This is a genomic window from Pedobacter lusitanus (genome assembly GCF_040026395.1).
In the GTDB taxonomy this organism is placed as follows: Bacteria; Bacteroidota; Bacteroidia; order Sphingobacteriales; family Sphingobacteriaceae; genus Pedobacter; species Pedobacter lusitanus.
Genome location: NZ_CP157278.1, coordinates 2,463,519 through 2,476,981 on the forward strand (window position 1 = coordinate 2,463,519; position 13,463 = coordinate 2,476,981).

Below are 13,463 nucleotides of genomic sequence, written 5' to 3' on the forward strand. Positions count from 1 at the left end.
CCACTATAATGAATAAATTCATTAAGACGATCATAGGTTTTTCCCTAAAAAACAAGATCTTCATTTTCTTTGCTACCCTGGTGATGATCCTGGCTGGTTACCTGAGCTTTAAGCACACAACCATCGAGGCGTTTCCGGATGTAACCAATACCAATGTTACGATCATTACCCAATGGCCGGGCCGTAGTGCCGAAGAAGTAGAAAAATTTGTGACCAGACCTCTGGAGATAGCCATGAATCCTACAGAAAAAAGAACCAGTATACGTTCTTCTTCCCTGTTCGGTTTATCTATCGTAAAAATCACTTTTGAAGATGACGTAGATTATGCCTTTGCCAGGGTACAGGTGAATAACCATATAGCAGAAGCAGATCTTCCTTCAGGTATAGAACCTGAGGTTCAGCCTCCTTACGGGCCAACCGGTGAGATTTTCCGCTATACTTTAAAAAGCGACAAAAAATCAATCCGGGAATTAAAAACATTACAGGACTGGGTAGTGCAGAGAGAGTTACTTTCTGTGCCTGGCATTGCCGATGTAGTAAGTTTTGGCGGGGAAGTAAAAACCTATCAGATTACTGTAGATCCGCAGAAATCCATTCAGTACGGAGTTACTGCAGCTGAACTTTTTGAGGCAGTTTCCAAAAGTAATATTAACGTTGGCGGTGATGTGATTAATCAGGGTGGCCAGGCTTATGTAGTACGCGGAATCGGTGTGCTGAATAACATTGACGAGATCAACAATGTTATTGTTGATAATGTAAACGGTACCCCAGTTTACGTAAAAACTATAGCAGACGTTTCAGAGAGTGCTTTACCCAGATTAGGTCAGGTAGGCAGGGATAATGATCCTGATGTCGTTGAAGGGATTGTAGTGATGCGTAAGGGAGAAAATCCAAGTGAAGTACTGACCCGTTTAAAAGAGAAGATTAAAGATATCAACGAAAACATTCTTCCGGGTGATGTAAAGATCAATACTTTCTATGACAGAGAGAACCTGGTCAACTTTGCCATCCATACAGTAATGCACAATATGATGGAGGGAATTATCTTCGTTACGGTTATTGTGTTCCTGTTTATGGCAGACTGGCGGACAACACTGATTGTGTCTATCATTATTCCGCTGGCACTGTTATTCGCTTTTATCTGTTTGAAATTAAAAGGCATGTCTGCCAACCTGTTGTCGATGGGGGCGATTGACTTTGGTATCATCATAGACGGGGCCGTCGTGATGGTCGAAGGTATATTTGTTGCGCTGGATCACCGTGCACAGGCTACCGGAATGCAGAAATTCAATGGTCTGAGTAAACTGGGTATTATTAAAAGAGCCTGTCTGGAAAACGGTAAAGGGATCTTTTTTGCCAAGCTGATTATCATTACTGGTTTACTGCCTATTTTCACTTTTGAGAAAGTAGAAGGAAAAATGTTCTCTCCGCTGGCATGGACTCTGAGTTTTGCCTTACTGGGTGCATTAATACTGACTTTCACACTGGTTCCCGCTCTGGCAAGTGTACTGCTGAAAAAAGATGTAAAAGAAAAACATAATTTCTTTCTCAGGGCAATTACCAATGGAACGTTGAGGTTCTATAATGCCTGTTTCAAGGTGAGGAAAATGGTTTTTGGGATATCACTTGTTGTGCTTGTAATGGGTCTTTTCTGTTTTAAATTTTTAGGTACAGAATTCCTGCCGTCACTTGATGAAGGTTCCATTTATGTAAGAGCAAGTGCACCATTAAGTATTTCATTAGATGAAACCAAGAAACTCTCCAACGAGATCCGTAAAATCTTCCTTCATTTTGATGAGGTTAAACAGGTGGTTTCCCAAACCGGAAGACCTAATGATGGTACCGACGCTACAGGATTTTACAATATGGAGTTCCTGGTAGATATTTATCCTAAAGATGAGTGGAAACGTCATGAGAGTAAAGAACAGCTCATTGAGCGTATGCAGGACAGATTAAAGGGTTATCCGGGTATCAGTCTCAACTTCTCCCAGCCTATATCTGATAACGTGGAAGAAGCAGTATCAGGGGTAAAAGGATCTATTGTAGTAAAGATGTTCGGAAATGATTTCGGTTTTATTGAAAAACAGGAAGAAAAGATCGAGAATATTCTGAAATCAGTGAAAGGAATTGAAGATTTAGGTATTCTGAGAAACCTTGGACAGCCTGAATTACAGATTAACCTGGACCAGACTAAAATGGCTCTGTACGGCGTCAGAACTGAAGATGCCAATGCAGTAATTGAAATGGCCATTGGTGGAAAAGCAGCAACCCAGATTTATGAAGGTGAACGTAAATTTGCCCTGAGAATCAGATATCCGGATTCTTTCAGACAAAATGAAGAATCTATCGGTAATCTGAGGATACAAAGTCTTTCTGGTGCAAAAGTACCATTGAGTGAGATTTCAACTATTAAAAAAGTAACCGGACCTAGTATTATCTATCGTGATAAACATGAAAGATATGGTGCAATCAAATTCTCTATTCGTGGCAGAGATATGGGAAGTACCATTGCCGAAGCACAGGCTAAAGTAAATGCTGCGATCAAACTACCTAAAGCCTATAAATTACAATGGGCAGGTGATTTCGAAAATCAGCAGCGTGCAACAGCAAGGTTATCACAGGCAGTGCCAATCAGTTTACTGCTGATTTTCTTTATCCTGTTCGTCCTGTTCGGAAACATCAAAGATTCACTGCTGGTATTAAACAACGTACCATTTGCAATGGTTGGTGGTGTTTTAGCCCTGCTTGCTTCCGGAGTCAACTTTAATATCTCTGCAGGTATAGGTTTCATAGCATTATTTGGTATATGTGTACAGAACGGAGTGATTTTACTGACCAAGTTCAAGTCAAATATAGCCGAGCTGAAATACCATCCAACCTGGACCTTTGCAGATGCCTTAAGAGATGGGATTGCGACCAGACTGCGGCCGGTAATCATGACAGCTATGATGGCCGCTATCGGTCTGATGCCTGCTGCCTTATCAACCGGCATTGGTTCAGAAGCTTCAAAACCTTTAGCGATTGTAGTTATCGGAGGGTTAATCACCAATACCTTATTCAGTTTATTTGTATATCCGATTGTATTTTTCTGGGCTTATCATAAAAAAGCGAGACACCTGACTGAAACCAGGGATACTGCCGGAGTTGCCCATCATTAAAAACATATGAAGTGAAAAAGAGCTTTTTTCAGTTGGTTAGGGTTGTGTTTGCATCTGGTTAAAGAAGTGGCAGCTTCTTGAAGCTTAATTTAGCAAACACTTTAAAGGGGTGCCGCGAAAGCGGATACCCCTTTTTAAATTTAAATACCTTTTATGAAACAGTCCCGTCTTTGAACTGTTAACTATACAAAGCCTGTTTAAAAGAAACAGCAGAATTCTAAACGGGATTATAATTTTAAATTATGGAAACTCACAAGACACATTTAAAGTTACGTTCAGGCAAATTCTCTATTGAGAAACATCAATATTCAAATGTAGGTTTGACAGAGCGTTTTGTCTCTGTATTTGCCGGGGCGCTATTATTAAGCAGAGGTCTTGGAAATCCATTTAAGCCAAGACTTTTATACGGTGCATATCTTACTTACCGGGGTTTTACCGGACATTGTCTGTTCTATGAGCAGTTAGGTATCGACGCCAGACGGCCACAGGCGATTAATGTCCGTGGTGAATTTGTAATTGACAGACCAGCCGGTGAGGTTTATAACCACTGGCGTAATCTGAATAATCTGCCAGGGAGTTTAAGTCACCTGATGGATGTTAAAATGATTGATGAAAATTTGTCCCTTTGGAAGAGCAAGGTGCTGGGAAATTTAATTCCGGTAGACTGGAAGGCAGAAATTGTAAAAGATGAACCCGGACATCTCATTGGCTGGAAATCAACTACAGATTCTGTATTGCGACATGTAGGAAAAGTAGAATTTGATGAAACACCTGACGGGACGGGTACGATCCTTAAGATTGTAATTTCTTATCATCCACCAGCAGGAGGCGTTGGGATAGGCGTTGCCAGGTTATTAAATCCTTATTTTGAGCATTTGCTAACCAAAGAAATCAAAACCTTTAAACACCAGATAGAATTACCTGTATAGCTTAATATACAGGTAATTTATTAAAGATTAAGCTGCACCCTGTCCGGCAAAAGCTACGACCATTATGATCATCAGTACATAAAGTGCGATAAGTACAATAGTCAGTACGCCCCAGAATTTGAAAAATGATTTCAGCTTGCTGATAGCCTCACCAAGACTTGGCTGATCCGCATATAAAACAGCCTTGGTGGCCGAAGCCGAAAATTTATATAACAGGAAGCTTGGATAGAACTGAAATAATCCAATCAGCAGGTAAAAAACAGTAAGCACTGCAGGCCCTAATTTCAACAGGGGATTGCCTGGCATAGATGCGCTTAGTGTAGAATAAATTGCACCTACACTGAAGGCAGACATTACAAACATGGCCGTAAATACAAATCCTACAATTGATAGAAATCTGGTCCATTTCGCCGCATCATAGATATAACTGCGTATATCTTCTGTAATCCACAATGCATCTACCTCCGCATCCTCCTGTAATTCAGGTTTTATTTCTTCAAAGTTGTCCATGATCTTTTAATGAATCAAAAAATGTTTTTAATTTTTTAAACATAAAGAATATTTGGGCGTGCCGCAAGTTTATTGCGGGATGGATTTAAAAAAATTGATACCTTTGCGCCAAATCAAGAAAAAAATCATTCATGGCATTACAATGTGGGATAGTTGGTTTACCAAATGTTGGAAAATCTACCTTATTTAACTGTTTATCAAACGCAAAAGCTCAGGCTGCAAATTTTCCTTTCTGTACAATCGAACCTAATGTAGGTATAATTACGGTTCCTGATGAACGTTTAACCAAGCTTGCAGAGCTGGTAAAACCAAATCGCGTAGTTCCGAATACAATTGAAATTGTTGACATCGCTGGTTTGGTAAAAGGTGCATCAAAAGGTGAAGGATTAGGAAACCAGTTTTTGGGAAATATCCGGGCAACAAATGCAATCATCCATGTTCTTCGTTGTTTTGACGATGGAAACGTAATCCATGTGGATGGTTCTGTTGATCCGATCCGTGATAAAGAAATTATCGATACTGAATTACAGCTTAAGGATTTGGATACTGTTGAAAAACGGATTCAGAAAGTGGAGAAACTGGCAAAAACAGATAAAGACGCAAAAAAGACTTTCGAAATTCTAAGCGTGATCAAACCTCATCTGGAAAGTGGAAAATCTGTTCGTTCGGCAGCTTTGACTGCAGAAGACTTTGATTTCATCCAGGATTTAGGCCTGTTAACACAGAAGCCGGTAATGTACGTTTGTAATGTAGATGAAAACTCTGTAATTAACGGAAACGCTTATGTTGACCTGGTTAAGGAAAACGTTAAGGGTGAAAATGCAGAAGTACTAATTATCTCGGCTAAAATTGAATCTGAAATCGCTGAGCTGGAAAGCTATGAAGAGCGTCAGGAATTCCTTTCAGATCTGGGATTGACTGAGTCTGGTGTAAATAAACTGATTGTAGCAGCTTACCGTTTACTGAACTTATATACTTATTTCACTTCAGGTGTACAGGAAGTCAGAGCATGGACAATTACTAAAGGTTTTACCGCGCCTCAGGCAGCTGGTGTAATCCACACAGACTTTGAAAAAGGTTTTATCCGTGCAGAGGTTATTAAATATAATGACTTCATCACACTGGGTTCAGAAAACGCTTGTAAAGAAGCTGGAAAACTTGGTGTTGAAGGTAAAGCATACATCGTTGAAGATGGTGATATTATGCACTTCCGTTTCAACGTATAATTATAAAAGCAGCTGGCTTATCCTTACGGATAAGCCCTGACTACCCCATTAAAAAAGGCATTACACCATAAGTGTAATGCCTTTTTTAATGGGCACCCGCCCAATTATGTTTATTACTCTTATAGTAATACCCCTGTAAGGAACATTACCGCTACAGAGAAGTAAATGATCAGTCCGGTAACGTCAACCAGTGTCGCCACAAAAGGAGCAGACGAAGTAGCCGGGTCAGCCCCCAGTTTTTTAAGTAACAAAGGCAGCATCGAGCCTGCAAGGGAACCCCACAATACCACGCCAACCAGAGCCACCCCTACCGTAACACCTATTAGTGCCCAGTGCGGTCCATATAAATTAGAGAATAACGTCCATACAAAAATCCTCAGGAAGCCTATTGAGCCTAAAACAAGACCAAGCATCAGTCCGGAGATGATCTCTCTGCGCATTACACGCCACCAGTCACCAATAGTTATCTCTCCCAATGCCATAGCCTGAATAATCAGTGTTGATGCCTGAGAACCGCTGTTACCCCCACTGGAGATAATTAACGGAACAAACATAGCCAGCACAACCGCTTTAGCTATATCCGCTTCAAAATGTGCCATTGCCGTTGCAGTTAACATTTCTCCAAGGAAAAGTACAACCAGCCAGCCGATACGCCTTTTAAACAGCCCGAAAATAGGCATATCCAAATAAGGTTCATCCAGCGCCTGGGTACCCCCTATTTTGTGCATATCCTCAGTATATTCCTCATTCGCAATCCACAAAATATCATCGACAGTTACAATACCTAATAACACATGATTATCATCGGTTACCGGCAAAGCAACCCTGTTGTTCATCCTGAAAACATTAATAGCTTCTTCCTGCGGATCGTTCGCATTCAGTGCAATAGATCTGTTATCCGTAAGTTCTCCAACCGGAACTTCCGGATTGGCCAGGAGAATTTCCCGGATTCTGATATCATCAAGTAAGATTCCGTTTTCGTCTATTACATAAACGACATCAATCGTTTCCGAATCTTTCCCGTATTTCCTGATATGCTCCAATACCCTTTTAACAGTCCAGTCTGTTTTAACTGCGATATAGTCTGGCGTCATTAAACGGCCAACACTGTCTTCTTTATAACCCAGCAGCGATAAAGCTTCTACTCTGTCTTTGGCTGGTAAAAGAATAATCAGTTTCTTGACTGCATCCCCCTTAAGTTCAGAAAACAAAGAGGTTCTGTCATCAGGAGGCAGCAGATTAATCAGCTGTGCAAGTTTTTCACCGGGAAGTTTTTTTATAATTTTTTCCTGAGTAGGAAAATCCAGAATTCTAAAAACATTAACTGCCCTTTTAACCGACAGTGTATCTATGAATTTAACTGCGTATTGCGGAAGTTCGTCTATCAGATGTTCGACGTCAGAGATATTAAGCGCATCTAAATACTCTTTTAACTGTCCATCCTCATCACGCTCAATTAGTTCAACAACTTCTTCAACAACCTTTTCTTCCATAAATAGCGCTTTTATTATTTACATGTTTCTTTTGCTTTATCAAGATTGCAAAAGTGATGTTTTATTTTTAAAAACGCATTAAGTAAACTACAATTAATTGTAATCCTTATCCTTTACATTGTCTCCGAATGTCCATTCTATGATCTTTTCTATAGAATTCAGTAATTCTATTTTCTTTTCACTGTATCCCCCTAAAACAAGATGGTTGGTGCCGGCAACAAGCAAAGTGGAAACTACGTCAAAATAACTGATACAATTATTATACCCCGGTTCCTTTATAGCCTGCATTTTTCTGTTTTGCAAACGACTTTTACCTGATTTTTTTTTTATAACCGGATTATAATCAGAGGTATTGTTCAGCACCATCGCTTCCATTTCACAATGATTATAAAAAGATGTGAACCGCTCATTTAAAAGGTCTTTGATCAATTCCTGCATCGAAGGTGTACTCCCTTCAGAAACAGAAGGTTCTGCCAGATTATTTGTCCAGAAATTATTTTCTATGACATAACATCTTACCATCTGATTAAAATCGCCAAAATACCGGTAAATCAGGATTTTTGATACTCCCGAAAGTTTAGCCACTTTATTAACACCTAATCCGCTGAAGCCATCTTTTTTAAGAATCACTCCTACTGCGTCCAATAACTTCCTTTTCGTATTTTCCTTATTTTTCATTGGTCTATAATTGATTTTTAACAGTAATGAAGCTATCATGTACTACCGGTTATATTCATTTAAGTATGTGCTCTGCTGCACATGACGATTTCATTGGTAGATTTTTTATTAGCAATGAAGCCTGCATGAGCGTTGCTTTTGGCAGACTCATGCAGTTTCATATACTGTTTTTCATCAGTTGTATATTGTTATTCAATGGTTATGAAGCTTGCTGCGCTTTCAGCTTTGCAGGTTTCATCAGCGCTTATTAAATAATCAGTTTTTTATCAAGTTCAGGTCACCATATTCTGCTTTAATAGTACTTTTTCAGCTGATCTCTGGTTTATCAACAAGGTATAACGGGAGACCGTAAAAGCGGAAAATTTTATATTAACCCGGTACTTTTTTATATTAAAGGGTATATTTTCACCAAAAAAAGCTATCATTATATTAATGCTTGTATCTTTATACTGCTTAAATAAGATCTTAAACAAAAAAAAGAATAGCCTATGACAATGAGCTGCATTGTAATTGACGACGAACCTCATGCTATTGATGAGTTATGTGAACTGATTGCACAAGTGCCTCACTTGAATCTGGTAGAAAGTTTTTCGGATGCCAGACAGGCAATAGCCTATCTTCAGGAAGCCGAACATATAGATATCATTTTCTCTGATATCAGTATGGCCGTTCTCAATGGCATAGAAGCCGCCGAAATATTAAATAATTATTGTCATTTCCTGGTTTATGTAACCGCACACAGAAGTTTTGCTCCCGAAGCCTTTCAGGCTAAGGCAGACGGCTATCTGCTTAAACCTGTAAGCTATATGTCTTTTACCCAAAAGGTAGAAGACCTGACACTTAAATATCAGGATATCATTAAATTACAAAGAGACGAACAGCAGTTTTTATTTATTAAAGGCGGACAAAAAAGCAGTTATATTAAGATAAAATATAGTGATATTGTTTATATTGAGGCAATGCTGAATTATATCATGATTCATACGACTACCGGTCATGAAATAACTTACATAGGTCTTAAAGCAATGGAAGATAAATTAAGAGTGATGGATATCTTTTTCAGGATAAACAAATCTATTATTATCTCTTTAAACTATCTCGATCGTGTGGATGGTAATATTGCAAGACTGGCACACGGAGAAAGTTATCAGATCGGAGACAAATACAAAAGTGTGTTTCTTGACTTTTTAAAGAAACACACTTTAAAATCATAGGTTAATAACAATAAGGCTTAAGGTTTAAGTCCGGGCCAGTTTGGCGACACGGTAAAACCTCCAGTTGGATCAACAGGGGCAGTTGGCTGACGACCTGATTGTTTTTGATTTTTGTACAAAAACAATGTTTTTTTTGTCAATGTTAGTTTTTTTCTGGTTAAACTCATGGCTATTATGATTAGTTATAGCCAATGTTATTCTCAAAAAAAAAACTGGGCACCTTTATTATATTACATGCTTAGATTATTATATAAAGACCTGTTAAAATCTTCAAAGGCGATTCGAATTCACCTGATATGCTGGTTCATATTTATTATTTATGAGATGAGCATTTTACAGCTCGTCACTCAGGATCTTCGACCTTTTTTGTTTTATTTTCTATTTTACATACTCAACATTTCTACCTTTTATTTTCAGGCCTTAATCTTATTAAAACGAGGCACAACAAATACCAAAGCTGATTTCTGGCGTATTCCGCTCTTCATTATTTTAGAAATAACGGTCTATTATATTCTTTCTCTGGTAATCGGTTTTAGTCTGACAGAATTAACAATTGCCGAAGCATCTGAGGCTCTATTTAAAATGAGACCCATTGCAAGTACACTTTGGCGCGGCATATATTTCATCTTATATGGATCAGCTTATTACCTCTTGTTCAGTTATAATGACAAAAAACGAAGAGAATTAATTCAGACCATAGAAAACGAACAATTGAAGAATGACCTGCTTCAGGCCGAACAGGATTTTCTGCGTGCACAGATTAATCCTCATTTACTATTTAACACGTTGAGTTTTATTAAATACGCTGCAAAGAAAAAACCGGAAGAGGCTAATGAAGCTATAATGAGATTATCCGGTATCATGGGTTTTGCATTAGAAAATAACAGCCAGACGATCCTGGTTTCCAGAGAACTGGAGCAGGTAGAAAATATCATCAAACTAAACCAGTTAAGATTCAACCATACTTTAAATATTAATTACATTACCCGTTTAACCAACAATCAGGTTACCATTATTCCTATCATTCTGCTCACACTGGTAGAGAACATTTTTAAGCATGGCAACCTGCTGGAAAAAGAACATCCGGCAGAAATCTTTGTTGAATCAACAGATGAATATTTAACTATCAGAACCAGTAATCTGCCAAATTACGATATGAATGTAGAAAGCAGTAAAACCGGACTGGCTAATATCAGCACCAGGTTAGAGCAGTTCTATAAAAACAACTACAAATTCAGCTACACTATGGAAGATAATTTATTCAAAACAGAGCTTGTATTAAGACTTAAAGAATTAATTAAACCACGGTCTTAAATACGTATCTCATTGTTTATTTATTTACATAAATACATAAACATTATTATATGAAATTAACGATCTCTCCAGTCAGTATTACCCGTACACCTGTATTTTCTCATCAGCAGGATTTAGGTATAGTATGGGACGAACTCAAAGCCTACATTCAGGAATCTTCTCCTTCATTTTTTGAAATGATCAAAGATTATGAATACGAAGACCTGCGGTCTTTGGAACCTAAAATCAGATTTACAATCTGGAAGTATTTTAACCGGGCAAAATTCAGGGCAACACCTTACGGAAATTTTGCAGCCTTCTCGGTTATCCCTGTCAGCAAAGAAAGCAATCCGGAACCTGTTACTTTGTCAAAGAGCCATATTGTTCACCGTTTTATCAATTGGCAGGAAAAGGAAAATTTCAATTTTGATTCTAAATGGCTTATCCGCCATGCCGGTTTCTTAACGACCAATACCACCGCCTACATCGGAGGAGGAGAATTACGCTATATCAATACTGATAATGGCACTTTCGAACTATCTGCTATCGAAGCAGAAGAAACTACTCAATCTACCTTAAATTATTGCCGCACCAAACGAACAGTGGAAGAAATACAGCATTTTTTACGCAACGAATACAGTTTAAGTCCGGCAATGACCAATTATTTCCTCGAGCAGCTGGTAACCTTTCAGTTGCTCATCACGAATTTTCAGCCCAATATTATCGGGCCAGATTATTATGGCCGTATTGGCTATTCACAGGCTGACAAAAAGAATGATTATATCATTTCTGAAAGAAAAAGAATAAAAGGACAGCTATCTGAAAGAAGACTACAGATACTGGCCGAGCTCACTGAATTTCTCTCTAAACACACTCTTGTCCATTCAAGTCCGGCACTGGATGATTTCAGGCGCAGATTTGTAAAAAAATTTGAGCACAAAGAAGTTCCGCTGCAGATTGCAATGGACCCTGAAATTGGCATAGGCTACAGGTCAATGACTATCAGCAAAGATGAGGATCAGCTAATCAGTGAACTAAAGAAAAACCGGGAACAGGAACAAACTTATAATCTGCCTTATACTACGCTGCATCAGTTTATTCTCAACCAAATGCTCCAGCATAAAACTGTACAGCTTAATGATTTTAAAGAACCGGGAATAATTCCGCAGCATCCAATTGCTAATACAATCAGTGTATTTCTTCAATGTATAGATGAACATCTGGTTATAGGGAGTGCTGGTGGCTGTACTGCCAATTCATTATTGGGCAGGTTTTCACTGGGGAGTGAAGAAATTACCGAAATTGGCCGCAGGTTTGTCCGGATTGAGCAGGAGGCTAATCCTGGTGTATTATTCTTTGATATCGGTTATCAGATTGAAAAACATGCCGATAACATTAACAGAAGAAAATCTATATATGATTACGAATTACCGATATTAAGCTGGTCAGAAAGTAAACATATGCTGGCGCTTGATGACATTATGGTCAGTGTAAGAGGTGAAGAACTGCTGCTCCATTCTGTAAAATATGGTAAAAGGCTGATTCCCAAATTAGCTTCTGCCTATAACTATGCCCGTTCAGATCTGGCAGTTTACAGATTTCTGTCAGATATACAGCACCAGGGTTTGCATTCAGGTCTGGCGTTCAGTTTATCAACCATTTTCCCGGGGCTTATTCATTATCCCAGGGTACAGTATAAAAATGTGATCCTCTCTCCCGAAAAATGGCTGGTGCCTGAAGCTATCTGTCAGGAAACAGGAGCTGCCGCTTTAGCCGGGTTATACGGCTGGTTGAAACACATTAATCTGCTGAAACCCTTTAAATGCGGTGACGGGGATCAGACCCTGATCTTTAACCCGGAAACAGAAGAAGACATGCAATATTTCCTGCTGTTTTGCCGGAATAAGGAACAGCTGTACATTGAAGAGACCTTTATCCCTGCCCGACCACAGATTACAGATGAAAATAACGAACCTTATCTTCCTGAATTCATTGTAAACCTGGAACATAAAGAACAGATCTATATGCCCTATCCGCTAAAAGGCTTATGGAATAATGAAAAGTACTTTTCCAACCTGTTTTTACCCGGAGAAGAATGGCTCTATTTTGAAATATACTGCCATACTGCTAAATCCAATTCTCTACTGCTGCATATCAGCAGGAATCTGATCACTCCGCACAGTAAAAAAATAAAGAAATGGTTCTTTATCCGCTACAATGATCCTGCCGATCATATCCGTCTGAGGTTACAGCTCAAGGACATCAAAGACGGGCATGAGCTGACGGCCGGTCTTTCTGATTTGCTTGCACCCTATATCAGCTCAGGTATCGTGGCCGATTTACAGCTTAAAATCTACAGACAGGAAACTGAACGTTATGGATTGGAAAGAATGAACCTGGTAGAAACATGTTTTGGAATTGACAGTGATTTTGTACTGGCTGTTCTCGCCAAACCATTTCACACTAACGATCTCTATATCTTGTCCATTACATTAATCGAAAACGTATTATACCGTGCAGGCTACACCTTAGAGAAACAATTGCAGTTTGCAGAACAAATGCATACCAGTTTTGCTGCCGAATTCCGTGTACAGACTGAAGGGGTAAAAAAGATAAATCAGAGTTATAAGGATTTTGATTTTGACAGCCTTACTATATCATTAAATAAGTTACAGCAAAAAAAAGCGGAAAATACTGAAGTCTCTTTTTTGAATAGTTTAAATGCCTGCCGGGAAACAGAGAAAAACAGTATGCTGGCAGATCTTTTTCATATGCATACCAACAGATTTTTTCATCATGACCAGCGTATGCATGAAATGATTATGTATAATTTTCTGACTAAGCGGATAAAAATGAAGATCGGCAGATTAAAGAATTCAAAAACAATATGTTCTGATAAAATTTAATTAAAAAAATAGATTTTGCATTCAACAAAATTACTATTTTTACCTAAGTGGTAACA

The 13,463-nt window shown here is 38.7% G+C and carries 9 protein-coding genes; 6 read left to right on the forward strand and 3 right to left on the reverse strand.

All coding sequences use genetic code 11. The features are described 5' to 3' along the window. Positions 1–8 precede the first annotated feature (8 nt). Entirely contained in the window at positions 9–3,158 is a 3,150-nt protein-coding gene (locus PL_RS10400) for an efflux RND transporter permease subunit (RefSeq protein WP_348621618.1), read from the forward strand. 242 nt (positions 3,159–3,400) lie between these two features. After that, entirely contained in the window at positions 3,401–4,087 is a 687-nt protein-coding gene (locus PL_RS10405; RefSeq protein WP_041882903.1) for a YgaP-like transmembrane domain, read from the forward strand. A gap of 27 nt (positions 4,088–4,114) precedes the next feature. Here the strand turns inward: PL_RS10405 and PL_RS10410 are convergent, their stop codons facing one another. Beyond that, positions 4,115–4,597: a DUF5362 family protein gene (locus PL_RS10410; protein ID WP_041882905.1), complete on the reverse strand. Its 483-nt coding sequence runs from the start codon at positions 4,595–4,597 to the stop codon at positions 4,115–4,117. A 131-nt stretch (positions 4,598–4,728) separates the two neighbouring features. On the opposite strand from PL_RS10410, the gene ychF reads away from it, so the two are divergent. Next, a complete protein-coding gene (ychF, locus tag PL_RS10415) occupies positions 4,729–5,823 on the forward strand; it encodes a redox-regulated ATPase YchF (RefSeq protein WP_041882906.1) in 1,095 nt (364 codons plus the stop codon). Positions 5,824–5,942: 119 nt separating this feature from the next. Here the strand turns inward: ychF and mgtE are convergent, their stop codons facing one another. Together mgtE and PL_RS10425 are read right to left on the reverse strand one after the other, a co-directional pair. Beyond that, positions 5,943–7,316, reverse strand: a complete 1,374-nt coding sequence (gene mgtE / locus PL_RS10420) for a magnesium transporter (protein WP_041882907.1) — start codon at positions 7,314–7,316, stop codon at positions 5,943–5,945. 93 nt (positions 7,317–7,409) lie between these two features. Further along, a complete protein-coding gene (locus tag PL_RS10425; RefSeq protein ID WP_348621621.1) occupies positions 7,410–7,994 on the reverse strand; it encodes a TetR/AcrR family transcriptional regulator in 585 nt (194 codons plus the stop codon). A 488-nt stretch (positions 7,995–8,482) separates the two neighbouring features. Here PL_RS10425 and PL_RS10430 point away from each other — a divergent pair, with 488 nt between their 5' ends. The 3 genes from PL_RS10430 (at position 8,483) to PL_RS10440 (ending at position 13,407) form a co-directional block, all read left to right on the forward strand. Further along, positions 8,483–9,208 carry a response regulator gene (locus PL_RS10430; protein WP_082035952.1) on the forward strand — a complete coding sequence of 242 codons (726 nt, stop codon included), beginning with the start codon at positions 8,483–8,485 and terminating at the stop codon, positions 9,206–9,208. A 324-nt stretch (positions 9,209–9,532) separates the two neighbouring features. Next, positions 9,533–10,522, forward strand: coding sequence for a sensor histidine kinase (locus PL_RS10435; RefSeq protein ID WP_160292116.1), 990 nt, complete (start codon positions 9,533–9,535; stop codon positions 10,520–10,522). A 50-nt stretch (positions 10,523–10,572) separates the two neighbouring features. Continuing rightward, positions 10,573–13,407, forward strand: a complete 2,835-nt coding sequence (locus PL_RS10440) for a lantibiotic dehydratase (RefSeq protein WP_348621623.1) — start codon at positions 10,573–10,575, stop codon at positions 13,405–13,407. Positions 13,408–13,463 lie beyond the last annotated feature (56 nt).

What these genes read in the sequence shown, in the direction of transcription:
- PL_RS10400 (WP_348621618.1), top strand. Translation starts at nt 9, where the DNA reads ATGAATAAATTCATTAAGACGATCATAGGTTTTTCCCTAAAAAACAAG.
- PL_RS10440 (WP_348621623.1), top strand. Translation starts at nt 10,573, where the DNA reads ATGAAATTAACGATCTCTCCAGTCAGTATTACCCGTACACCTGTATTT.
- PL_RS10405 (WP_041882903.1), top strand. Translation starts at nt 3,401, where the DNA reads ATGGAAACTCACAAGACACATTTAAAGTTACGTTCAGGCAAATTCTCT.
- PL_RS10425 (WP_348621621.1), bottom strand. Translation starts at nt 7,994, where the DNA reads ATGAAAAATAAGGAAAATACGAAAAGGAAGTTATTGGACGCAGTAGGA.
- mgtE (WP_041882907.1), bottom strand. Translation starts at nt 7,316, where the DNA reads ATGGAAGAAAAGGTTGTTGAAGAAGTTGTTGAACTAATTGAGCGTGAT.
- PL_RS10430 (WP_082035952.1), top strand. Translation starts at nt 8,483, where the DNA reads ATGACAATGAGCTGCATTGTAATTGACGACGAACCTCATGCTATTGAT.
- PL_RS10435 (WP_160292116.1), top strand. Translation starts at nt 9,533, where the DNA reads ATGAGCATTTTACAGCTCGTCACTCAGGATCTTCGACCTTTTTTGTTT.
- PL_RS10410 (WP_041882905.1), bottom strand. Translation starts at nt 4,597, where the DNA reads ATGGACAACTTTGAAGAAATAAAACCTGAATTACAGGAGGATGCGGAG.
- ychF (WP_041882906.1), top strand. Translation starts at nt 4,729, where the DNA reads ATGGCATTACAATGTGGGATAGTTGGTTTACCAAATGTTGGAAAATCT.